Genomic DNA, 24,146 nt, shown 5'->3' on the forward strand with positions numbered 1-24,146 from the left:
GCCTCCCTTCAATTCGCACCCGTTCCGGCGAGCGCCCGCAGCCGCCCGATTCCGGTCGGCTCGTCGGCCTGCATCGCGACGAGCGCGAGCCGCTTCGCGTGATGTTCGCGCACCGCCTCGATCTGCGCCCATTCCTGCCCGGCGCGCCGGCGCAGCATCGATGCTGCGGTCGTCGTCGCAGCCAGGCTGTTGTTGATGATCCACGCCCACGGCTCGATGCCGGCGCGGCGCAGGTCAGCCTGCAGGCGCGCGGCCTCGAGCACCGGTGTCGTCTCGGCGAGGGTCACGACCAGCACTTTCGTCTGTGCGGGGTCCTGCAGCTGCATCATCGGCGTCGTGAATTGCGCGACGCCGCTCTTGTCCATGTGCCGCGCCACTTCGCGGTGATACGCCCCGGTCGCGTCGAGCAGCAGCAGCGTGTGGCCGGTCGGCGCAGTGTCCATGACGACGAACTTGCGGTCGGCCTCGCCGATGACGCGCGAGAACGCCTGGAACACCGCGATCTCTTCGGTGCAGGGCGAACGCAGCTCTTCTTCGAGCAGCGCCCTGCCTTGCGCATCGAGGCTCGCGCCGCGCGTGTCGAGCACCTCGCGACGATAGCGTTCCGTCTCGGCCTGCGGATCGATGCGGCTGACGGTGAGGTTCGCCGGCGAGCCGTCGAGCGTGTCCGCGAGGTGCGCCGCCGGGTCGGACGTCGTCAGATGCACCGGGAAGCCGCGCTGCGCGAGTTCGACCGCGATCGCCGCTGCCAGCGTCGTCTTGCCGACGCCGCCCTTGCCCATCAGCATCACCAGTCCGTGACGATCCCGGGCCAGTTCATCGACGAGGCTCGCCAGGTCCGGCAGCGCCGGACGCTCCTCCAACCCAGCTGGCGGGGCCGAGGCTACCGTTGCCGCGTCGGCGCTGCCGAGCAAGGCCCGCAGCGCGGGCAGGCCGACCAGGTTGAACGGCATCAGCGGCACCCGATCGGTCGGCAGGCCGCGCAGCCCGGTCGGCAGCTCGTCGAGCGCGGCCGCTTCGCGTCGCAGCACCGCCGCCGCCAACGCGTCGTCCGCCGCTTCCGCTGCGGGCAATACACCGTTGATGACGAGGAACTGCCGCGCGAGGCCGATCGCGGCGAGCTCGATCTGCGTGCGGGCGACTTCGCGCAACGTCGAAGCCTGCGCGCGCGCGACGAGCACCAGCCGCGTGCGCGCCGGGTCGGCGAGCGCGCTGACCGCTGCGCCGTACTGCTCGCGCTGCTTGTCGAGCCCGGCCAACGGGCCGAGGCAGGACGCTCCGTCAGTATTGTTCTGCAGGAAACCCGACCATGCGCCCGGCAACTGCAACAGGCGGATCGTGTGGCCGGTCGGCGCAGTGTCGAACACGACGTGGTCGAATCCGGCCGTCAACGTCGCATCGGTGAGCAGTCCGGTGAACTCGTCGAACGCCGCGATCTCGGTCGTGCACGCCCCGGACAACTGTTCCTCGATGCTGCGCACGACGGCCTCGGGCAGCACGCCACGCACCGGACCGACGATGCGGTCGCGGTAAGCCTGGGCAGCGGCTTGCGGGTCGATCTCGAGCGCCGACAAGCCGGGCACGGCCGTCAGCGGCGTGATGCGACTGCCGATCTCCTGTTCGAACACCTGCGCGACGTTCGACGCGGGGTCGGTGCTGACGAGCAGCACGCGGCGACCCGTCGCCGCGAGGTGGATCGCGGTCGCACACGCGAGCGAAGTCTTGCCGACGCCGCCCTTGCCGGTGAAAAAGAGGTAGCGCGGAGGCTGGTCGAGGAAGCGCATCGCGATTCCCGCGCTCAGCAGCAGCGACCGCCGCTGCAGCACTCGCTCGCCGGCAACGGCGTGAGCTTCGCCTTCACTCCCGCCCAGCGCGACAACTCGCTGCGGTTCGGGTAGCGCCCCGCGAGCGCGACCTCGCCATCGACGAGCACCAGCGGCAGCGCGTCGGCGCCCGAACGCTCGAGGAAACCCTTTACGACCGTGTTGCCGGCAAACGCCAGCGGCTGCTGGGCGAGGTTGTAGCGCTCGATCGCGATGCCCTCCTGCTTCGCCCACTCGACGTCGGCGGCGAAGTTGACGAGCTGCTGATCGACATCGGTGCCGCACACCCCGGAACTGCAGCACAGCGCGGGATCGAAGATCTGGATCGTGGTCATGACGGATTCCTTGGAAGTTGAACGGGGTCAGGCAGCGATGTGCCCGATGCGTTCGAGCGCCGCGCGGAATGCGGCCGGATCGCGTCGGGCAAGGTTTTCGGGCAGCGCGAGAAACGCTTCGATGCGCGCACGCAGCGTGCGATAGGCATGGTCAAAGGCGGCGTCGATCCGGGCATCGCTGCCGCTCGCCCCGGCGGGGTCTTCGACGCCCCAGTGCGCGCGCACTGCCGGCCCGAGATAGGCCGGACACGTTTCACTCGCTGCGCTGCCGCACACGGTGATCACGACGTCGGGCGTGCCCGGGAGTCCGTCCCACGCCTTGCTCGACAGTCCTTCGGTCGAGATCCCTTCACGCGCCAGCAGCGCGAGCGCGCGCGGATGGACGTAGCCGGCGGGGCGGCTGCCCGCGCTGAGCGCTTTCAGCCGGTGCGGGGCGAGCGCGTTGAACGTGGCTTCCGCGAGAATCGAGCGGCACGAGTTGCCGGTGCACAGGAACAGCACTTTCATGCCCGGGACTCCGTACCCGTGCCGCAGCTGCCGGAGCAGTCCGCGAGCTGCGCCTCGACGTCGCATACCGCCACACAACGCCCGGGAACGCCGGCGCAGCAGTTTTCGGTGAGGAAACCGATGACTTCGGCCATCAGAGGAAGATTCGCCCGATAGCGCAGAAAGCGCCCTTCCTGTTCCACGGTCAGCAGGCCTGCCTGGGTGAGCGTGCGCAGATGGAAAGACAGGCTGCTCGGCGCCACATCCAGTGCTGACGCGATCTCGCCGGCGACGATGCCTGTCGGCTCCGCCTTGACGAGCAATCGAAACACATCCAGCCGCACTCCGGACGAGAGGCTCTCGAACACTGCAAGCGCTGATTTCTGATCCATGGTTCTACATTTCCACTATTTTCGAAACATTGTAAGACAGTGAACGAAGGGACGTCAATTCGGGAGCGGATCAGCATGAAAACGGGCAAGGAGTCCCCTCCTCGCCCGTGCGCCTCCGCGGCGTTCTTCGCAGCGTCGATGACTGCTTACCGGCGCGCTTGCGCACGCATGACGGACGCGTCAGTTGTCGAGAAGCGCTTTGGCTTCCGCGAGGAGCCTCTGTCCATCGTGGCCTTTCGCGGTGACTTCGCTGACCCACTCCATCGCGACGCCGTCCGAGGCCTTCTGCCATTTCTTCACTTCGTCCGCGGGCACCATGTAGAACGTGTTCTTTTGATCCACACCCGACTGGCGCCCGGTCAGCGTCACCTCGTCAAAAACCTTGCCCGCCCACGCCGACACGTCGGCGCCGCTGTTGGCGTCGATGACTTTCTTCAGTTCCGCCGGCAGGCTGTCGTATTTCGCCGGGTTCATTGCTAGCACGAAAGTCGTCGTCGACAGCAGCGGCATCGTTGGATCGGTCTCACTGTGATACTTGACGATCTCCTGCGCCTTGATCGCCGGCACCACTTCCCACGGCATCATTGCGCCATCGATGACCCCTTTGGCGAGGCTCTCCGAGACCTGGGGCATCGGCATCGGCACGGGTGTCCCGCCGAGTGCGCTCACCATCCTCGTCGCAAGACGGGTCGGGGCACGCAGCTTCATGCCGTCGAAATCGGCCATCGTTTTGATCGGCTTCTTCGTCGTGTGCAGCGCCATTCCGGCAATGACGTGGAACATCAATGGTCGTACGCCGCGATATTCGTCCGTCGCATTTTTCGTCGCATAGGCCCACAACGCCCGGCTCGACTTTTCACCCGAGATGCCCATGAACGGCAGTTCGAATACCTCCGACACGAGGAAGCGCCCGGCCTGGTAACCGGGAACCGCCCAGACGATGTCGGCGACGCCATCCTTGGCCTGGTCGAACAGTTGCGCCGGCGTCCCGCCCATCTGCATCGCCGGATAGATCTGGCATTTGAGCCGGCCTGCCGATTCCGCGCCGATCTTCGCACACCACGGCTCGATGAGTTTCACCTGGGCATTCGACGAAGGCGGCAGAAAGTGGTGCACGCGCAACGTGACGACCTTGTCCCCTTGCGCGTAGGCGGCGCCGAACGTCATCAGGGCGGATGCGAAAAGCGGTGTGAGCGCGGTGCGAGTCTTCATCGTTTTTCCTTTCTGCACGTGGAATGAACCGGCTTCGGCGATGACCGACCGTCCGAACCGGATACAGCGGAACGACCAGGGAAAAGCAGCACAGGAACTGCGGGGGATCGGCCGCGTACCGCCGCACATCCGCGAAAGGTCCGCACCGATGGCCCGTCGGCCAATGCGTGCGAATGATGGTTCACTCATTACATGTTGTCAAACGCGATTGAAGACGAACCGTGAGGTACTGCGCTTCCGAACGTGAGGCGAGCCGGCGCCGGGTATCCGGCGGGGTGATGGAAGTTGCGTGCGAGGCGCGCACTATCGCGCACGAGGCGAAATTCACATGTCGGGGGCGGCGAGCGTCGGCGATATCGACGCCCCCAACAGCAACAACAGCAACGTGAGCCGCTGCTGGCGCACGCGCAATCGTCGAATACACCAGGCACTCGGCCCCAGGCCGGGCGTGGATCGCATATGGAACAAGGGATGAAGGCGGCGAGCAATGCCCTGCCCGTCAGCGGCTCTTTCCGCACCAGCGGAAGGCCCGGTCACCGCAACAGGCGAAGTCCGGGCCCGGCCTGATGCGATCAGGCGTAGCCTTTTGCGGTCGCCGCGGCCGGCGCGACGACGGGCGGTTGTGCGTTCACGCTCGGGATATGGCGTTTGACGAGCGCCAGCGCGACCAGCGTCAAGACCATCGTGAAGCCGAGCATCGACAGGTAGGACGACGCGCCGCCGGAAGTGATGACTGCGGCCCCGGCGAACGAGCTCAGGATCGCGCCGAGGCGGCCGAAGGACAGCGCCGAAGCGGTGCCGGTGGCGCGCACGATCGTCGGGTAAACATACGCGCACAGCGCGTACATCGTCGCCTGCACCGCGATGACGAACATGCCGTGCACGCCGAGGCCGATCATCAGCCAAGTCCCGTTCTCGGCGATATCGACGTATTTGAGCAGGAACGCGCTCGCGGCCGCGCCGATTGAGCACAGGATCAGCGGCCAGCGCGAGCCGAAGCGCGTGATCGCGATCGCGCAGCCCAGCGAACCGACGACGCCGCCAAGGTTGTAGGCCGTCAGACCGGAGCCGGCCAGCGCTGCCGGGAGCCCCTCGGATGCGAGCATCGCAGGCAGCCAACTGAACGCGGTGTAAGTCGCCAGCATGACCATGAAGAATCCGCACCAGATCGCGAGCGTGTCGCGTGCCAGCCCGCCAGCGAACAGCGAAGTGAATCCGGCGCGCTGCTCGGCGGCACGCTCCGCCGCATCGACGAAAGTCGTGTCGGGGGCGGTCGGACGGGCCATGCGCGCGAGCAGTTTCTTCAGCACCGGCCAGTGATCCGGCTTGCGGGCGAGATAACGGGGCGACTCGGGGAGCGTTGCGAGCAGCACGAAGCTGTACGCGACCGGCAATGCCCCGCCGATCCAGAACAGGCCGCGCCAGCCGAACACCGGAAGGATCGCGCTCGCGAAGAGGCCCGCGAGCATGCCGCCGAGCGGGTAGCACACGATCGTGCCGGTGACCGCGAGAGTCCGATGACGTGCAGGCGTGAACTCGGCCGTCATCGTCGAGGCGCTCGGCAACGCGCCGCCGATTCCCAGGCCCGCGATGAACCGCAGCACCGAGATCGTCACCACGTCGGGCGCGAAGCCGATCGCGCAGGTCGCGATGCCGAACAGGAACACGCTCGCGGCGACGACGAGCCGCCGGCCAATGCGGTCGGCGACGATGCCGGCGCACGCGCTGCCGACCGCCATGCCGACCAGCCCTGCGGCCACCGCCGGCGCAAACGCCGCACGGGTGATGCCCCACTCCTTGATCAGCATCGGGAGCGCGAACCCGATCAGCTGTCCGTCAAATCCGTCCATGACGATCGCGAACGCGGCGAGCATGACCGCGAGCATCTGCATCGACGTGAAGGGTCCGTGGTCGAGGACCCGGCCGATGTCGACGGGCGCCCCGCCGGGGGACGATTTTTGCAGCATGAACTTGTCTCCGTTGAATTCCTGATCGCTTGCCGTTTTCACTTCATGCGCCGCCGCGAGCGCTCGCTGCGCGTCGCACGCCTTTCGGGAGGCCTCGCTGGAAGCAACCCGGATCGGACGGCCCAAAACGGGCGGAACAATAGCAGTTGGTTTGGTGGGAATCAAGCAATTGTAGATACAACTTTTTGTCGTCGCTGCCGAGATGCAGGGTGGCCGGCACGTCGGTGTTCAATGCACTCCGAATGGCGACGGGTGCCCCGGAGCGCCTCGCCGGATGCCGCTCATCCCCCGGTGCGCGCCCGCCCTTCTCGTCGATCGCCGCGCGCTGCCGGGCCGCGGCGAACGCGCCGGGCGGGGGTCGGCGGGCGTTTGTCGTCGCGCCGCCGGCCGTGCTGACGGGCGAGCATTTCATCCACCGTCTCCGACATGCTGCGGGCGAGCGCCACCGCCGCTTCGGCATCGGGGTAGTAGTCGGGCAGGCGGTAGCCGAGCCACGCATACGCCGAGTACTTCTTGCAGGCGTCCTCGGCTGCCTGCAGCGCGTAGCGCGCGTCGCCGACCGGTTCGATCGACAGATGCGAGCTACGCTCCTTCGCCAGCGCCCGCGCCCATCCCTGCCACGCCTGGTTGAGCGTTTCAACGCGTGTCGACACCGGCACGAGCGACAGCGTGAAGCGGTGCTCGAGCGACAGCGGCAGGGAGTCGAGCCATTGCGCGCGCTCGGTCTGCTCGCTGAGGTCGCCGGGGAGAAAGAAGTCGTCGGTGAGGTCGATGTTGCGCGAGAACAGTTCGAGCAGCCGCGCCAGCGTGCGCTCCCCGGTTGCCGCGGCGATGCTCTTCACGTGGCGCAGCGACGGGGTGACGTAGAAGCCGCGGTTCGACAGCGGATCGGCCGGCGTGCGCATCAGGCGCGAAATGATGCGGTGGGTATGGTCGTCGAATCCGGCGACGAGCCCGGCCTCGTGCAGGCCGAAACGTCCCGCCCGGCCGGCGATCTGGTGAGTGAGCCACGGCGGCAGGAGGTCCTCGGAGATGCCGTCGAACTTCTTCGCGGTGGAGAACACGACCCGCGCGACCGGAAGGTTGAGCCCCATGCCGATCGCGTCGGTCGCGACGACGATGTCGGCCTCGCCGTCGCGAAAGCGCTGCGCCTGCGCGCGACGGACTTCGGGCGAGAGGTTGCCGTAGATCGTCGCGACGCGAAACCCGGCCGCGGCGATGTTCGTCGCCCAGTTGAGCACGTCGCGGCGCGAGAACGCGATGACGGCGTCGCCGCGACGCAGCTGGCCGATGCTGCCGACGGCGCGTGGCGCCATCTCGAGCGGCGACTTGCGCGCGAGCGTGGTCACTTCGAGCTCGCAGCCCAGGCGCTCGGCGAGCGCCTCGACCGCCGGACGCGCCGACAGCGCACCGAGCAGATACACCGTCTTCGCCGCCGCTCCGCACACGGCGGCGGTCCACGCTGAGCCGCGCTCGAGATCCTCGAGCATCTGGATCTCGTCGATCACCGCGACTTCGACCGCGCGCGACGTGTCGAGCATCTCGATCGTGCTCGCGACATGCGTCGCGCCGGGCGTGATGCGGCGCTCCTCGCCGGTCACGAGGCTCACCGCGACGCCCCGGTCGGCGAGGCGTTCGTAGTTCTCCAGCGCGAGCAGGCGCAGCGGCGCGAGGTACACACCGGTCGCCGCCTGCGCGAGCGCTTCCATCGCCTGGTGCGTCTTGCCGGAGTTCGTCGGCCCGAGGATCGCGACGAAGCGTCGCCGCATCATGAATGCGGTCTCGAACGACTCCGGGTAACGGGTGAGCTGGACCGTGCCGCGGGCGACTTCGACAAGCGTCTCGGCGCGGCGGCGCGAAGCCGCATCGGCGAGGCGGTCCTCGACGATGCGAAAGCGCCGGCTCGCCAGCTCCTTGCCGGTTTCGAGCGCGCGCAGGAAGCGCCCCCCGGCCAGCCCTCGGCTTCGGCCTCGCGCAGCACACGCGCGACAAAACGGTGCACCTCGCTTTCGAACTCCGCGACCGAAGCTTCGTTGAGCCGCTCGCGGACCAGCGCCAGATGGCGCTCGGCAGTAAGCTTGCGCCACTTCTGGACGCGGGCGAGGACGCAGCGCTCGGGCACGAGGCGAAACGGATAGCGGCGGCCATCGACTTCGACGTTGCCGGCGACCTCGACCGCGACCGCGCCGTCGTTGTGCACCAGCCGGGCGCCGAATCCCTGCAGGTAGGCGTGCAACTCGCGGGCGACGTCGAGCAGCGCGTCGTCGCTTTCCGGGTCCTGCCCGGCCGGCACGATCGCTTCGGGATCGATGAAGAAGTTCTCTTCCAATTTGTTCGACTCGGTCAATAACGATTCAAACTTCGCGACGGCCGGCGCTGTGCCTCGCCCCAGCCGCCCGATTCCTTCGCCGGCAACTCCTGTGCCTGCCGCCTGACCTTATCGTGCCGTCGGCGGCACGGCGCGTTGTGAAACCTCGCAGTGTGCGGAAAGCCAGCGCGCTTCCGTTTCCATCTGCATGTTGCCGTGCGCCGACTTCATATTGACGCGCGTCGTGAAGTGTTCCGGACTGCTGACCCGCGCCGCAAAATCGCCCGTTGCTTGCGGCTGCGTGCAGGTCAGCTGTCCCGTCACGCGGTCGCCGGTCTTTGTCACGTTGCCCAACGTGCAGCTGCCCTCGATCTTGCCGGAGTAGATGTTGTCCTCCCTCGCCTGTTCCGGCGAGATGCAGCTGCGCACCGCGCCATCCTGACCCAGCGTCACGCCGCGTTCGGTCATCTGCTGCTCGATGATGCGCCGCATGTCCGGAGGAAGGCTCTTCAGATGCTGCTGCATCTGCGCCATCTGCGACGACATGTCGGGCAGACCGCCGATGTTCATCCGCGTCGAGCGAAATTCCCACAACCCGGGCCGAATATCGGCTGCATATCCTGCCGCACTCATGCCGAGCGCCGAAAGACCGAGAATCAGCGAACGTGTCCTGCTCATCAGCGCATCACCTTGCCGGCCATCCGCACGATGTCGTCGAGCATGTTGCCGTCGCCGTCCAGGTCGAGCATCGAAGCGAGTCCCGGAGCAGCGCGGCCAGAGGCGTCGCCGGCGGCTCCCGTCCGGTCACCGAACAGACCTCCCAGGCCCCCGAGCCCGCCGCCGATCGGAGAGGAGTTCCCCACGTCGCCGGCGCCCCGCTGTTTCGCCAGGTAGCCTGCGACGAGCATTGCAAGCATCGGCAGCATCTTCTTCAACAGGGAGGGATCGAGGCCCGACCGGTCGGACGCGTTCTGCGCGACCGCACGACTTACGTCCTTCGAGCCGAATATCTCGCCGAGCACGTTGTCGCCGCGGCTCACGTCCGTGGGTTGCGGCGCCAGCACCTGGTCGAAAAGCGCCCCGCCGCCGAGTTGTCCGAGCAGCCCATCGAGTCCTGCGACACCGGCAGGCTGTTGCAGCGCCTGCTTCTTGAACCCGCCAAGAATCGCCGGGACGAGCGCCTCGGCGCCCTTCGCCGCCTGCGTCTCGCTGAGGCCCAGTTCGCGCGCGAGCGACTGCAGCCCGCCTGTCTGCGCAAGGATGTCCGTGATCTGCATGTGCTTGCTCCTGTAGGGATGGGGAGGCAGCCGGTCGGCGTCGGAAAAAACCGCGCTGCACGGGACTCTGGTTGTGAGCGAAGAAGCCGCTGCGCTGCCTGCTCGAGGCCGCACGCATGTTAATGATAGTGCCACTCCTCGCGTCCGGCAGCGATGAGCCGCGAGATTCGCTCACCGCATCTCGCACAGTCCTGATGAAACTTCTCCTCGGCGGGCGCGACGGGACGCTCCGCGGGAAGTTCGGGGCGGCCCGATTCGATGTCGGCCAGGGCCAAAGGAGGCGCAACAAGCAGCGTTGAAAAAAGCAGCATCGAAGTTGCGGCGTGACGTTTCATGACAGAGCCGATAGCTGTAAACATGGGCCGAGTCCAGATTTTGTCGCCTGAACCGAAGATGAATGCACCAATAAGAGGCAGGACTTCGCCGGCTGACACAACAAAAAACCCGCAAAGCCTTGAGCCGTGCGGGTTATGGTACTGCGTGACACTGGTTGTTATTCGTATCTGGTAGGTGCTGACGGGCTCGAACCGCCGACATCCGCCTTGTAAGGGCGGCGCTCTACCAACTGAGCTAAGCACCCGTAGCAGCAGACTCGAAGAAGCGGGGAACTGTAAACCATCCTTCGCCGCTTTGCCAGTGCGATTTCGCCTTGGTCCCTTGGCATGCGGACAAGGCGAGGACGACCGCGACGCAGCATGAAAATCAGGCTGCGCCGCGTCTTCGGTGCGAGGGAAACGGCGAGAGAGCGCTCAGTGGGCTCTGGCGCCGCTTTTGCCCGCCACGCCTTCAGCCGGCTCCGCTACCGCCGCCGTTTCCTGCGCGAGTTCGGCTTCGGTCAGCGGTTGCGGCTGTCGCTCGAGGGCGTGCTCGAGCACCTGGTCGATCCACCGTACCGGGATCAGTTCGAGCGTATTCTTGATGTTCTCCGGGATCTCGGCCAGATCCTTGACGTTTTCCTCAGGAATCAGCGCCACCCGGATGCCCCCGCGAACCGCTGCGAGCAACTTTTCCTTCAAGCCCCCGATCGGCAGGACTTCACCGCGCAGCGTGATCTCGCCCGTCATCGCGACATCGCAGCGCACCGGAATGCCGGTCAGCACCGACACGAGGGCCGTGCAGATCGCCGTACCGGCGGAAGGCCCGTCCTTCGGAATTGCGCCTTCCGGCAAATGGATGTGAATGTCGCTCTTCTGATAGAAGTCTTCATGAACGCCGAGCGAGCGAGCACGCTTGCGCACCACCGACAACGCGGCCTGGATCGACTCCTGCATCACTTCGCCGAGCTTGCCGGTCGTCACGACCTTGCCCTTGCCGGGCAACACCACCGCTTCGACGGTCAGCAATTCTCCACCCACTTCCGTCCATGCCAGGCCGGTCACCTGCCCGACCTGGTTTTCCTTTTCCGCCATGCCGAAGGAGTAGCGGCGCACGCCGAGATACTTGTCGAGATTGCGCGCATTGACGATGATCTTGCTTGCGCGCTTGCGCAACACCAGCGATTTCACGACCTTGCGGCATATCTTGGAGATTTCGCGTTCCAAGCTGCGCACCCCTGCCTCGCGCGTGTAATACCGGCACACGTCGCGCAACGCCTCTTCGGTCACGGACAGCTCGTCGCGCTTGAGGCCGTTGTTCTTCATCTGCTTCGGCAGCAGGTAACGCTGCGCGATATTGACTTTTTCGTCCTCGGTATAGCCGGACAGGCGGATCACCTCCATCCGGTCGAGCAGCGCGGGGGGAATGTTCAACGTATTCGCGGTCGCGACGAACATCACGTCGGACAGATCGAAATCCACCTCGATGTAATGATCCTGGAACGTGTGGTTCTGCTCCGGATCGAGCACTTCGAGCAGCGCGGAACTCGGGTCGCCCCGGAAGTCCTGACCGAGCTTGTCGACCTCGTCGAGCAGGAACAGCGGGTTCTTGACGCCGACTTTCTGCATGTTCTGCAGGATCTTGCCGGGCATCGAACCGATGTAAGTGCGGCGATGGCCGCGGATTTCGGCCTCGTCGCGCACGCCACCGAGCGCCATGCGCACGAACTTGCGGTTCGTCGCTTTCGCGATCGACTGGCCGAGCGACGTCTTGCCGACGCCCGGAGCGCCGACGAGGCACAGGATCGGCGCCTTGACCTTGTCGACGCGCTGCTGGACTGCGAGGTACTCGAGGATGCGTTCCTTGACCCGCTCGAGACCGTAGTGATCCTTGTCGAGTATCTTTTCGGCTTCGGCGAGGTCGCGACTGACGCGCGATTTCTTCTTCCACGGCAACCCGATCAGCGTCTCGATGTAATTGCGCACCACCGTCGCTTCGGCGGACATCGGTGACATCAGGCGCAGCTTCTTGAACTCCGCCTGCGCCTTCGCGAGCGCATCTTTCGGCATGCCGGCGGACTTGATCTTGCGGTCCATCTCCTCGAGATCGGCGCCTTCCTCGCCTTCGCCGAGTTCTTTCTGGATCGCCTTGACCTGCTCGTTCAGGTAGTACTCGCGTTGACTCTTCTCCATCTGGCGCTTGACGCGGCCGCGGATGCGCTTTTCGACCTGCAGGATGTCGAGTTCGGTTTCGAGCTGCGTCAGCAGGCGCTCGAGTCGTTCGCCCGCGCCGAACATTTCCAGCACTTCCTGCTTCTGCTCGAGCTTGAGCGGCAGATGCGCTGCGATCGTGTCGGCGAGCCGGCCCGGATCCTCAATGCCCGCGAGCGACGCGAGGATCTCCGGGGGGATCTTCTTGTTGAGTTTCACGTACTGGTCGAACTGCGCGACGATCGCCCTGCGCATCGCCTCGAGTTCGTTGGTGTCGGTTTCGGGCACCGGCACCGGCGTAACTTTCGCGACGAATACACTGCGCTGGTCTTCGACCGAATCGACGCGGCCGCGCTGCACGCCTTCCACGAGCACCTTGATCGTGCCATCCGGAAGCTTGAGCATCTGCAGGATGTTCGCGATGCAGCCGATTTCGTACAGGTCTTCGGCCGACGGCTCGTCCTTGGCAGCCGACTTCTGCGCCACCAGCAAGATGCCCTTGCCCGCTTCCATCGCGTTCTCGAGAGCCTTGATCGACTTCGGACGCCCGACAAAGAGCGGGATCACCATATGGGGAAACACCACCACGTCGCGCAACGGCAGAAGCGGCAGTTCCATTTGTTCGTTGGGGAGGTCGAGCGGGCCTGACATGATTGTTGTTACCTCGATGGGACGTGTCGAGCCCACATGGGGGCCCGACCGGGAAAAATCAAGCGGCGCGCGACCGATTGGTCCGGGCTAGTTCGAGCCCGAAACCTTCGGCTGCTCGGCATACATCAGAAGGGGCTGGGCGCCCTCTTCGATGGTGCCTTCATCCACCACCACCTTTTCCACCCCTTCCAGCGTGGGCAGGTCATACATGATATCGAGCAACGCGGACTCGAGAATCGAGCGCAGGCCACGTGCCCCGGTCTTGCGCCGAATCGCCTTGCGAGCGACCGCATGAAGCGCTGCGGGACGGATCTCGAGGTCGACGCCTTCCATCGAAAAAAGCTTCTGGTACTGTTTGACGAGCGCGTTTTTCGGCTCCACCAGAATCTGGATCAGCGCTTCTTCGTCAAGTTCCTGCAAGGTCGCGACAACCGGCAACCGACCGACGAATTCCGGGATCAGACCGAACTTGATGAGATCCTCGGGTTCGACCTGACGGAACGACTCCGAGACGTTCTTTCCCTCGCGACTCTTGACCTCGGCGCCGAAACCGATGCCGATCTTTTCGGTGCGGTTGCGGATGACTTTTTCAAGGCCGTCGAACGCGCCGCCGCAGATGAACAGGATGTTCGTCGTGTCGATCTGGATGAAATCCTGGTTCGGATGCTTGCGCCCGCCCTGCGGCGGAATCGACGCGACCGTGCCTTCGATCAGCTTCAGCAGCGCCTGCTGCACGCCTTCGCCGGAAACGTCCCGCGTGATCGACGGGTTGTCCGACTTGCGCGAAATCTTGTCGATTTCGTCGATATAGACGATGCCGTGCTGCGCCTTGTCGACGTCGTAGTCGCATTTCTGCAGCAACTTCTGGATGATGTTCTCGACGTCCTCGCCGACGTAACCGGCTTCGGTGAGCGTCGTCGCATCGGCCATGACGAAAGGCACATTGAGCAGGCGCGCCAGCGTCTGCGCGAGCAGCGTCTTGCCCGAACCGGTCGGACCGATCAGCAAGATGTTGCTCTTCGACAACTCGACCTCTTCCTTGCGGCCGGAGAGGTGGCGCAGGCGCTTGTAGTGGTTATATACGGCGACCGACAGGTTGCGCTTGGCCTGGGTCTGTCCGATCACATACTGGTTGAGGATCTCGCAGATTTCCTGCGGGGTCGGCAACGTCGTGCGCGCCCCTTCCGCGTCGACGGTCTCGGCAATCTCGTCGCGGATGATGTCGTTGCACAGTTCGATGCACTCGTCGCAGATAAAGACCGACGGCCCCGCAATGAGTTTGCGAACCTCATGCTGGCTCTTCCCGCAAAACGAGCAGTACAGCAGCTTTTCGCCACCCGCCTTCTTATCCGTCATGGTCTTCCTCTCTTATATCAACTGTCGGCGCGATTGGTCAGCACCTTGTCGACGATACCGTACTCCACGGCATCGGCAGCCGACATGAACCGGTCGCGGTCGGTATCCTTCTCGATCTGCTCGATCGGCTGGCCGGTATGCTTGGCCAGCATCTCGTTCAGTTTCGCGCGGATGCCGAGGATTTCGCGGGCGTGGATTTCGATGTCGGAAGCCTGCCCCTGGAATCCACCGAGCGGCTGGTGGATCATCACGCGCGAATTGGGCAGGCAGAAGCGCTTGCCTTTTTCGCCGGCCGCGAGCAGGAACGAACCCATGCTCGCCGCCTGGCCGATGCACAAGGTGCTCACGCTCGGCTTGATGAACTGCATCGTGTCGTAGATCGCCATGCCCGACGACACCGAGCCGCCCGGCGAATTGATGTAGAAATAGACATCCTTGTCCGGATTCTCGGATTCGAGGAACAGGAGTTGCGCCACGATCAGGTTCGCGGTCACGTCGTTGACCGGACCAACCAGAAAGATCACCCGTTCCTTCAGCAGACGCGAGTAGATGTCGTAAGCGCGCTCGCCCCGACCGCTTTGTTCGACCACCATCGGGACCAGTCCGAGGCCGACCGGATCCCAGTTGCTGCTTCCCTGTGGCGCTGCACTGTTCATCGCTATGCCCCTTGCGGCATCAGGCCGCGTTACCCATCAATTCGTCGAAACTCACCGGCTTGTCTTCAGTTTGAGTCTGGGACACCACCCACGCAACAACGTTGTCCTCGATCACGACCGCTTCGGCCTGACCCAGACGTTCGGGTTGAGCGTAGTACCAGCGCACCAGTTCCGCGGGATCCTCGTAACTTTGCGCCATCTCGTCGATCATCGCGCGAACCTGCTCCGGTTTCGCGTACAGTTCCTTCGCGTTCACCAGCTCTGCCATGATGAGACCGAGCTTGACGCGGCGAACCGCCTGGTCGGCAAACCATGACGGCTCCACCGGAATGTCCTTGGTCTTCATGCCGCGCATCTCGAGGTCGCGCTTCGCGTTCTCGGCGAGCTGCCTCGACTCGGCCTCGACCAGCGCTTTCGGCACCTCGATCGGATTCGCTACCAGCAGCGCCTCCATCACCTGTTCCTTGACCTTCCCCTGGATGCGACGTTTCACTTCGCGCTCCAGGTTCGCCCGGACTTCGTCACGCAGCTTCGTCACATCACCGTCGGCCACGCCGAGCGCGCGGGCGAGATCCGCATCCACGGCGGGCAGGACCGGCGCTTCGACGCCTTTCACCGTGATCTCGAACTCCACTTTCTGTCCGGCAAGCTCCGCTGCGTGATAGTCCTCCGGGAACGTCATTTCAAAAGTCTTCGTTTCCCCGACCTTGAGACCCAGCACGGCGCTCTCGAAATCCTTGAGCATCGAACCGGCGCCGATCACGAACGGGAAATCCTCCGCCTTCCCGCCTTCGAAGAGCTCCCCGTCCTTGCGTCCCGCGAAGTCGATCACCACCCGATCGCCGTCTTGGGCGGGCCGATCCACGGCCTCGAAGGTCGTGCGCTGCTTGCGCAGCACTTCGATCGTCTTGTCGACTTCGGCGTCGCCCACCGTCAGCACCGGCCGCTCGACTTTCTGCCCCGACAAGTCGCCCAGCGGCACCTGGGGATAGACTTCGAACACTGCGCTGAATTCCAGCGCCCCCTCGGCGGCCGCTTCGCGCGGCTCGATCCGCGGGTAGCCGGCGACGCGCAAATTCTGTTCCCGCACCTTGTCGCCGAAAGCTTTTTCCACTGCCGCGCCGATCGCTTCGGAACGCGCCTGCGAGCCGTAGGTTTGCGCGACGATCTTCATCGGGACCTTGCCCGGCCGGAAACCCGGCATCTTCACGGTGCGGGCCATCCGCTTCAACCGGGAATCGACTTCCTTGTCGATCTCGGCCATGGGCACGGACATGTCGATGCGGCGCTCGAGCGCGCCCTGCGTTTCCTGGTTGGTCTGCATTAAAGTGATCCCTGACGAGTCAAAGTTTGCCCTGAAAATCGACTCCCGACCAGCAAGCGGCGCGATGCCGATCAAGGTGAGTTCAACAGGCAGATTAGGAGTAAAAATTCAATTCTAACACAGCCTCCGGAGCTTCCTTCCAGCCGGCTTTCGGCGGCAAAATGCCACGAGGAATCTTTCCCGGCACGGTGCACATTGCATGGAACTTGCTGCGTCCAGGTGCCTCTCACGGGTGACGGCAGGGGCTGGAGACGCGCCGGGCCGAGGGTGCCGGGTCGTTCGCCAAACGTCGAAGAGCGTGTTTGCCGCTCTGTGTTTCAACTGATTCGATCATGAAGGGAGATATCCAGATGACCATCTTCAATGCCTACCAGGCGCGATTCGAGGCAGCCCGCGAAGAAGAGATGTCGATCCAGGAGTATCTCGAGCTGTGCAAGTCGGACCGCTCGGCATATGCCACCTCCGCGGAACGGATGCTGATGGCCATCGGGGAACCCGAACTGGTGGACACCCGCGTCGATCCGCGACTGTCGCGCATCTTTTCCAACAAGATGCTCAAGCTGTACCCGGCCTTCCGTGACTTTTACGGCATGGAAGAGGTCATCGAGCATATCGTTTCCTACTTCCGCCATGCGGCGCAGGGTCTGGAAGAGAAGAAGCAGATCCTTTACCTGCTCGGCCCGGTCGGCGGCGGCAAGTCGTCGCTTGCCGAAAAACTGAAGTCGCTGATCGAGAAAGTGCCGTTCTACGCGATCAAGGGCTCGCCGGTGCACGAGTCGCCGCTCGGCCTGTTCGACCTGAACGAGGACGGCCGCCTGCTCGAAGACGACTTCGGCATCCCGAGCCGCTATGTGAATACGATCATGAGTCCGTGGGCCGTGAAGCGTCTGCACGAGTTCGGTGGCGACATCACCCGTTTTCGCGTCGTCAAGCTGCGCCCGTCGGTCCTCAAACAGATCGCGGTCGCGAAGACCGAACCCGGCGACGAGAACAATCAGGACATTTCTTCACTCGTCGGAAAAATCGACATTCGCAAGCTCGAGGAATATTCGCAGGACGACCCGGACGCGTACAGTTATTCGGGTGGCCTGTGCCTCGCCAACCGCGGCCTGCTCGAATTCGTCGAGATGTTCAAGGCGCCGATCAAGGTGCTGCATCCGCTCTTGACCGCGACGCAGGAAGGCAACTACAAGGGCACCGAAGGCTTCGGGGCGATCCCGTTCGACGGCATCGTGATGGCGCACTCAAATGAATCGGAGTGGGTCGCGTTCAAGAACAACCGCAACAACGAAGCGTTCCTCGACCGCATCTACACGGTGAAAGTGCCGTACTGCCTGCGCGTGTCGGACGAGATACACATCTACGAGAAGCTGCTGACCGAGAGTTCGCTCGCAGACGCGCCATGCGCGCCCGACACGCTGCGGATGATGGCGCAGTTCGCGACGCTGTCGCGGCTCAAGGAGCCCGAGAACTCGAGCATCTATTCGAAGATGCGGGTGTACGATGGCGAGAACCTCAAGGACACCGACCCGAAGGCGAAGAGCTACCAGGAATACCGCGACTACGCCGGCGTGGACGAGGGAATGACGGGATTGTCCACACGGTTCGCGTTCAAGGCGCTGTCGAAGGTGTTCAACTTCGACCACCGCGAAGTCGCCGCCAACCCGGTGCACCTGATGTATGTACTGGAACAGCAGATCGAACAGGAGCAGTACCCGCCCGAAGTCGAAGCCCGCTACATGGGCTTCATCAAGGAGTTCCTCGCCCCGCGCTACGCCGAGTTCATCGGCAAGGAGATCCAGACCGCCTATCTCGAGAGCTATTCCGAGTACGGCCAGAACATCTTCGACCGCTACGTGACCTACGCCGACTTCTGGATCCAGGACCAGGAATTCCGCGATCCGAATACCGGCGAGATCCTCGACCGTTCGGCGCTCAACGACGAGCTCGAGAAGATCGAGAAGCCGGCCGGCATTAGCAATCCGAAGGATTTCCGCAACGAGGTGGTCAACTTCGTGCTGCGTGCGCGGGCCAAGAACGACGGCAAGAATCCGAGCTGGACGAGCTACGAGAAGCTGCGCGCGGTCATCGAGAAGAAGATGTTCTCGAATACCGAGGAACTGCTGCCGGTCATCAGCTTCAACGCGAAGGCGAGCGGCGACGAGCAGAAGAAGCACCAGGACTTCGTCAACCGGATGATCGAAAAAGGCTATACCGAGAAGCAGGTTCGGCTGCTGTGCGAGTGGTATCTGCGGGTCCGCAAGTCGTCGTAAGCGACGTTCCGCCCGGCGCGCGGCGGCGGGCGGAGTCCAACACGGGAGGAACCCATGACCCGCATCATCGATCGACGGTTTGACAGCAAGAAGAAAAGCGCGGTCAATCGCCAGCGCTTCATGCGTCGCTTCAAGCAGCAGATTCGCCGCGCGGTCAGCGATGCGATCCAGGATCGTTCGATCCGCGATCTCGACAACGGCGAACAGATATCGATCCCGTCGAAGGATCTGAGCGAACCGCAATTCCAGCACGGTCGCGGCGGCGTATGGGAGCAGGTCTTTTCGGGTAACGACCAGTTCTCGAGCGGCGACCTGATCAACCGTCCGCCCTCGGGCGGCGGCGGAGGTCGCGGCCAGGGCAAGGCCAGCAACGAGGGCGAAGGCGAGGACGACTTCGTCTTCCACCTGTCGCGCGAGGAGTTCCTCGACATTTTTTTCGACGACCTCGCGTTGCCGAACCTGATCCGCACGCAGCTTGCGAAGATCACCGACTACAAGACCCAGCGGGCCGGCTTCACCGCCGACGGGACGCCGGCGAACATCAACATCATCCGCTCGATGCGCGGCGCGCTCGGGCGCCGGCTGGCGCTCGGCTCGCCGTTCACGGTGCGACTGCGGGAGCTGCAGAAAGAACTCGACGACGTCACCGAAGCCTGCGGCGAAGACAGCCCGGAAGCGATCGCGCTGCGGGAGGAAATCGCGCGGGTGCGGGCGAAGATCGAGGCGATTCCGTTCATCGACAGCTTCGACCTGCGCTACAACAACCGCATCAAGGTGCCGAAGCCGACGACGCAGGCGGTGATGTTCTGCGTGATGGATGTCTCCGGATCGATGGACGAAGAGAAGAAAGCGACCGCAAAGCGCTTCTTCATGCTGCTCTATCTGTTCCTCAATCGCACCTACGAGCACATCGAGGTGGTGTTCATCCGCCACCACACGATCGCGAAGGAAGTCGACGAGGATGAGTTCTTTCACTCGCGCGAGTCGGGCGGCACGGTCGTGTCGAGCGCACTCAAGCTGATGCACGAAGTCATCGCCTCGCGGTATGCGCGCGGCAACTGGAACATCTACGGCGCCCAGGCTTCCGACGGGGACAACTGGGACAACGATTCGCCGATCTGCCGCGAACTGCTCGATGCCCAAATCCTGCCGTACTGCCAGTACTTCGCGTACATCGAGATCACGCCCGGCGAACCCCAGAATCTCTGGCGCGAATACGAGAAGCTGATGGGGGCACACAAGAACTTCGCCATGCAGAGAATCGAAGCGCCGGCCGATATCTATCCGGTATTCCGCGAACTGTTCAAGAAGACGCTCGTATGAAACGTGCCGCCGTGAAAAAACTCCAGCAGCTGACCGCGACGTCGGAATGGACGTTCGAGGCGATCGACACCTACCACACTGAAATCGCACGGGTCGCCGGCGAATTCGGCCTCGACGTCTATCCGCCGCAGATCGAGCTGATCACCGCCGAGCAGATGATGGACGCCTATGCGTCGGTGGGCATGCCGGTGAACTATCACCACTGGTCGTTCGGCAAGCACTTCCTGACGACGGAGAAAGGCTATCGGCGCGGCCAGATGGGGCTCGCCTACGAGATCGTCATCAACTCCAACCCCTGCATCGCGTACCTCATGGAGGAAAACACGCTGACGATGCAGGCGCTGGTGATCGCCCACGCGGCTTACGGCCACAACAGCTTCTTCAAGGGCAATTACCTCTTCCGCACCTGGACCAACGCCGACGCGATCGTCGACTACCTGATCTTCGCGCGGCACTACATTGCCGAATGCGAGGAGCGCCACGGCGAGGAAGAAGTCGAGTTGCTGCTCGATTCGTGCCACGCGCTGATGAACCTGGGGGTGGACCGCTACAAGCGCCCGCCGAAGCTCTCGCTGGCGAAGGAGAAGCTGCGCCAAAGCGAACGCACCGAATATCTGCAGAGCCAGGTGAACGAATTGTGGCGGACGTTGCCGCTTCATGACGCCAAGCCCGGCCGGGCCTCGCGGCCCCGCTTCCCGCCCGAACCCGAGGAGAACCTGCTGTATTTCGTCGAGAAGCATGCGCCGCTCCTCGAACCGTGGCAGCGCGAGATCGTGCGCATCGTGCGCAAGATCGCGCAGTACTTCTTTCCTCAACGCCAGACGCAGGTGATGAACGAAGGCTGGGCGTGCTTCTGGCACTACACGCTCCTCAACCGGCTCTATGACGAGGGCTTGCTGGCCGACAGCTTCATGCTCGAATTCCTCCAGTCGCACACCAACGTCGTATATCAGCCCGCGTACAACGAGCGCTGGTACAACGGCATCAACCCTTACGCGCTCGGTTTCATGATGTGGCAGGACATCCGCCGCATCTGTGAATCGCCGACGGAGGAGGATCGAGCGTGGTTCCCGGACATCGCCGGCAGCGACTGGCACGAGACTTTCGATTTCGCGATGAAGAACTTCAAGGATGAGAGCTTCGTTGCCCAGTACCTGTCACCGAAAGTGATTCGCGATCTGCGGCTGTTTGCGATTCTCGACGACGAGCACGAGTCCAAGCTCAGGGTGTCCGCGATACACGACGACCGCGGTTACCGTCGCGTGCGCGAGATCCTGTCCGACCAGTACAACCTCGGCAGCCGCGAGCCGAACATCCAGGTCTGGAACGTCGATCTGCGCGGCGACCGCTCGCTGACGCTGCGCCATCAGGAATACCGGCGCCGGCCGCTTGGCGGCACGCTTGACGAAGTCATGAAGCACATGGCGCGGCTATGGGGGTTCACCGTGCGTCTCGAGACGCAGCACGAGGACGGTACTGTCGAACTGGTGCAGGAGACGAGAATCGAGAAGCGCCGCGGTCATCCGGACAACTGACCGACGCAGCGGCACGCGTCGCTGCGAGGAGCGCAGGCGGCCGCACGCACGGCCTGCCGACCCTTTCCGATATCGCAGGAATCACCCGTTACGCATCATCGACAAATCGCCGGGCGGTAGAATCGGGGCTTTCCCTCGTCATCCGGAGACCCCATGTTCCAGCCGCCCAGTCCGATCTATCCGGTCGCCGGCATCCGTACCATCGAAGCACGCGTCGCACCGCTCGCCCAGCCGTCGCTGATGGAGCGGGCCGGCCGCGCCGCGGCGGAAGAAGCCGTGCGCCTGACGCAGGACCGCGCAGGACAGGTGCTTATCGTGTGCGGACCGGGCAACAACGGCGGCGACGGACTGGTCATGGCCCGCCGGCTCCTGCAGGCCGGGCGGCCGGTGACGGTGGCATTCGCCGAAAATCCAGGCACTCTGCCGCCCGATGCCGCGGCCGCCTTCACCGCGTGGCGCGCCGCGGGCGGCGAAACGGTTTCGGACTTTCCCGGCGCGCCGGCGAACGGCTGGGCGCTCGTCGTCGACGCGCTGTTCGGCATCGGGCTGCGCCGGCCGGTCGAAGGCCGCTACGCCCGCTGGATCGACACGATGAACGCGCAGCAGGCGCCGCGGCTCGCGATCGACATCCCGAGCGGCCTCGACGCCGACACCGGCGCAATCCTCGGGACGGTGTTCCAGGCCACCGCGACGCTGACTTTCATCGCACTCAAACCCGGGTTGCTGACGCTCGACGGGCCGGACTGCGCCGGCGCGGTGCACGTCCATCGACTCGACATCGACCCCGCTGCGTGGGTTTCGCCGCCGGGATTCGAGATCCGCCCTGCGATGATGCGCGAGTTCCTGCAGCCGCGACGGCAAAACACGCACAAAGGCAGCTACGGCGACGTCGGCATCATCGGCGGCGCACCGGGGATGACCGGCGCAGCGCTGCTCGCGGGCCGCGCGGCGCTGAAACTCGGGAGCGGCCGCGTGTATGTCGGGCTCGTCGACGATCACGCGCTTCCAGTCGACCACACTCAGCCCGAACTGATGCTGAAGCGGCCGGAACAGGTTCTCGAACAGGCCAGCGTCCTCGCGCTCGGGCCCGGCCTGGGTACGAGCGCGACCGCGCTGGCGCTGCTCGAGCGTGCGGTCCGCTCCGATCGCCCCGTGCTGCTTGACGCCGACGCGCTCAACCTGCTGGCCGAGGCGCCACCCCTGAAAGCGCAGGTCGCCGCTCGCGAAGCGCCAACCCTGCTTACCCCCCACCCGGGCGAAGCCGGTCGCCTTCTCGGCATCGGCACCGCTGCCGTGCAAGCTGACCGCGTTGCCGCGGCGCTCGAACTGTCGACGCGCTTTCACGCCGACGTCGTAATCAAGGGAGGCGGCAGCGTGCTTGCGACGACGACAGGACAATGGTTCATCAACACCACCGGCCATCCCGGCATGGCGAGCGCGGGCATGGGAGACGTGCTGACCGGCCTGATCGCCAGCCTGCTCGCCCAGGGCTGGCCCGCCCGTTCGGCGCTGCTTGCGGCGGTGCATCTGCACGGTGCGGCTGCCGACCGCTTGGCCCGCGAAGGCATCGGCCCGATCGGCCTGACGGCGAGCGAAGTCTCCGAAGCCGCGCGCGGCGTGTTCAACGGCTGGATCGTGAAGTCCGTCCGCGGGCGCTGAAATCAAGGCGGATGCGGGTGTTTCGGTCCGCGACTTCCGGGTGTATGCCTCCACAATAATCGAACTCCCGCCCCATGGCCGACACTCACCCCCATGCGCTGCGCAGCATCGTGCTGCTCCTCGGCGCGCTGTTCCTGTTCGTGCTCCTCGACGCGACTGCCAAACGCCTCGCCGCGACCTATCCGGTCCCGATGCTGGTGTGGTCGCGCTACGCGCTGCATTTCCTGCTGATGGTGGTGTTCCTGGCGCCGTCGATGCGACTGAAGCTCATCACGACGAAGCGGCCGGGACGACAGATTGTTCGCGCCACCTGCCTGCTCGCCGTGACTTTTTTCAATATCGCCGCACTGCAGGTGATGCCGCTGGCCGAAACGACGGCGATCGTCTTCGCCGCGCCGCTGCTGGTCACGCTGATGGCCGGACCCCTGCTGGGCGAACGCATCGGCCCGTTGCGCTGGGTCGCCGTCGTCACCGGTTTCGTCGGCGTCCTGCTGATTGCGCGACCCGGCGGCGCGCTGGTGGCCGAAGGCGTCGCCCTCGCCCTCGGCGCGGCCGTGAGCTACGCGGCCTATCAGATTCTCACCCGCCAGCTTTCCCCGACCGAAACTCCGGTCAACATGCTGTTCTACACGGCGCTGGTCGGCACCGGCGTCACGAGCCTCGCGCTGCCGTGGTTGTGGCAGGGCCCGATGCCCGGAGCGCTCGATGCGCTGCTGATCGCATCGCTCGGCATCTACGGCGGCTGCGGGCATTTCCTGCTGATCCGCGCGTTCCGCGACGCCCCGGCTTCGATGCTGTCGCCGATCCTGTACGTGCAGTTGCTGTGGGCGACCCTGATCGGCTGGTTCGGCTTCGGCCAGTTGCCGGACGGTTGGGGACTGGTCGGCATCGTGACGATCGGCGGCGCAGGCGTGCTGATCGCCGTCGATGGCCGCCGTATCGCGCAGCGCCGGCACGAGGCGCTTGCGACGGCAGCCGGACCCGCACCGGGACAAACGAGATTCGCGCCATCGAAGGGACGGAACCGCTAGAATCCCCGCTCCA

General features: G+C 64.6%; 20 protein-coding genes and 1 tRNA gene. 5 read left to right on the top strand and 16 right to left on the bottom strand.

From position 1 onward, the window contains the following. Window positions 1-8 precede the first annotated feature (8 nt). The 16 genes from arsA to tig all read right to left on the bottom strand — a co-directional run bounded on the left by arsA (window position 9) and on the right by tig (window position 16,312). Window positions 9-1,784 (bottom strand): arsenical pump-driving ATPase, encoded by a 1,776-nt coding sequence (gene arsA / locus PA01_16535; protein KON80409.1) that lies wholly within the window; start codon window positions 1,782-1,784, stop codon window positions 9-11. Between the two features lie 14 nt (window positions 1,785-1,798). Further along, entirely contained in the window at window positions 1,799-2,158 is a 360-nt protein-coding gene (arsD, locus tag PA01_16540) for an arsenite efflux transporter metallochaperone ArsD (GenBank protein KON80034.1), read from the bottom strand. 27 nt (window positions 2,159-2,185) lie between these two features. Further along, window positions 2,186-2,665 carry an arsenate reductase ArsC gene (locus PA01_16545; GenBank protein ID KON80035.1) on the bottom strand — a complete coding sequence of 160 codons (480 nt, stop codon included), beginning with the start codon at window positions 2,663-2,665 and terminating at the stop codon, window positions 2,186-2,188. Beyond that, complete coding sequence (locus PA01_16550) at window positions 2,662-3,036, bottom strand: helix-turn-helix domain-containing protein (protein ID KON80036.1); 375 nt, start codon at window positions 3,034-3,036, stop codon at window positions 2,662-2,664. The genes PA01_16545 and PA01_16550 overlap by 4 nt, the downstream gene beginning before the upstream one ends. Before the next feature lie 180 nt (window positions 3,037-3,216). After that, window positions 3,217-4,248: a TRAP transporter substrate-binding protein gene (locus PA01_16555; GenBank protein KON80037.1), complete on the bottom strand. Its 1,032-nt coding sequence runs from the start codon at window positions 4,246-4,248 to the stop codon at window positions 3,217-3,219. Window positions 4,249-4,820: 572 nt separating this feature from the next. Next, window positions 4,821-6,215, bottom strand: coding sequence for an MFS transporter (locus PA01_16560; protein KON80410.1), 1,395 nt, complete (start codon window positions 6,213-6,215; stop codon window positions 4,821-4,823). A 281-nt stretch (window positions 6,216-6,496) separates the two neighbouring features. Next, the gene (locus tag PA01_16565) at window positions 6,497-7,987 is read right to left on the bottom strand and encodes a helicase-related protein (GenBank protein ID KAI5912358.1); all 1,491 of its coding nucleotides are present in this window, start codon (window positions 7,985-7,987) and stop codon (window positions 6,497-6,499) included. Beyond that, on the bottom strand, window positions 7,984-8,544 hold the full coding sequence (locus PA01_19165) for a hypothetical protein (GenBank protein KAI5912359.1): 561 nt from the start codon (window positions 8,542-8,544) through the stop codon (window positions 7,984-7,986). Before PA01_19165 ends, PA01_16565 begins: the two co-directional genes overlap by 4 nt. A 108-nt stretch (window positions 8,545-8,652) precedes the next feature. Then, entirely contained in the window at window positions 8,653-9,201 is a 549-nt protein-coding gene (locus PA01_16570; protein KON80038.1) for a DUF3617 domain-containing protein, read from the bottom strand. Then, window positions 9,201-9,800, bottom strand: coding sequence for a DUF937 domain-containing protein (locus PA01_16575; protein KON80039.1), 600 nt, complete (start codon window positions 9,798-9,800; stop codon window positions 9,201-9,203). Before PA01_16575 ends, PA01_16570 begins: the two co-directional genes overlap by 1 nt. A gap of 119 nt (window positions 9,801-9,919) precedes the next feature. Further along, a complete protein-coding gene (locus tag PA01_19170) occupies window positions 9,920-10,159 on the bottom strand; it encodes a hypothetical protein (GenBank protein ID KON80040.2) in 240 nt (79 codons plus the stop codon). A 145-nt stretch (window positions 10,160-10,304) separates the two neighbouring features. After that, a tRNA-Val gene (locus PA01_16585) sits at window positions 10,305-10,380 on the bottom strand. Between the two features lie 169 nt (window positions 10,381-10,549). Continuing rightward, window positions 10,550-12,976, bottom strand: coding sequence for an endopeptidase La (gene lon / locus PA01_16590; GenBank protein ID KON80041.1), 2,427 nt, complete (start codon window positions 12,974-12,976; stop codon window positions 10,550-10,552). 87 nt (window positions 12,977-13,063) lie between these two features. Further along, entirely contained in the window at window positions 13,064-14,332 is a 1,269-nt protein-coding gene (gene clpX / locus PA01_16595; protein KON80042.1) for an ATP-dependent Clp protease ATP-binding subunit ClpX, read from the bottom strand. A gap of 17 nt (window positions 14,333-14,349) precedes the next feature. Next, window positions 14,350-14,988, bottom strand: coding sequence for an ATP-dependent Clp endopeptidase proteolytic subunit ClpP (gene clpP, locus PA01_16600; GenBank protein KON80043.1), 639 nt, complete (start codon window positions 14,986-14,988; stop codon window positions 14,350-14,352). Window positions 14,989-15,007: 19 nt separating this feature from the next. Then, complete coding sequence (tig, locus tag PA01_16605; protein ID KON80044.1) at window positions 15,008-16,312, bottom strand: trigger factor; 1,305 nt, start codon at window positions 16,310-16,312, stop codon at window positions 15,008-15,010. A gap of 350 nt (window positions 16,313-16,662) precedes the next feature. Between tig and PA01_16610 the strand changes: the two genes are divergently transcribed. The 5 genes from PA01_16610 to PA01_16630 all read left to right on the top strand — a co-directional run bounded on the left by PA01_16610 (window position 16,663) and on the right by PA01_16630 (window position 24,133). Continuing rightward, window positions 16,663-18,585: a PrkA family serine protein kinase gene (locus PA01_16610; GenBank protein ID KON80045.1), complete on the top strand. Its 1,923-nt coding sequence runs from the start codon at window positions 16,663-16,665 to the stop codon at window positions 18,583-18,585. Between the two features lie 54 nt (window positions 18,586-18,639). Beyond that, window positions 18,640-19,908: a YeaH/YhbH family protein gene (locus tag PA01_16615; protein KON80046.1), complete on the top strand. Its 1,269-nt coding sequence runs from the start codon at window positions 18,640-18,642 to the stop codon at window positions 19,906-19,908. Beyond that, window positions 19,905-21,443: a SpoVR family protein gene (locus PA01_16620; protein ID KON80047.1), complete on the top strand. Its 1,539-nt coding sequence runs from the start codon at window positions 19,905-19,907 to the stop codon at window positions 21,441-21,443. The genes PA01_16615 and PA01_16620 overlap by 4 nt, the downstream gene beginning before the upstream one ends. Before the next feature lie 153 nt (window positions 21,444-21,596). After that, the gene (locus tag PA01_16625; protein ID KON80048.1) at window positions 21,597-23,102 is read left to right on the top strand and encodes a bifunctional ADP-dependent NAD(P)H-hydrate dehydratase/NAD(P)H-hydrate epimerase; all 1,506 of its coding nucleotides are present in this window, start codon (window positions 21,597-21,599) and stop codon (window positions 23,100-23,102) included. A gap of 74 nt (window positions 23,103-23,176) precedes the next feature. Then, window positions 23,177-24,133, top strand: coding sequence for a DMT family transporter (locus PA01_16630; GenBank protein ID KON80049.1), 957 nt, complete (start codon window positions 23,177-23,179; stop codon window positions 24,131-24,133). Window positions 24,134-24,146: the final 13 nt, after the last annotated feature.

The sequence above is a fragment of the Azoarcus sp. PA01 genome, assembly GCA_001274695.2.
GTDB lineage: Bacteria > Pseudomonadota > Gammaproteobacteria > Burkholderiales > Rhodocyclaceae > Aromatoleum.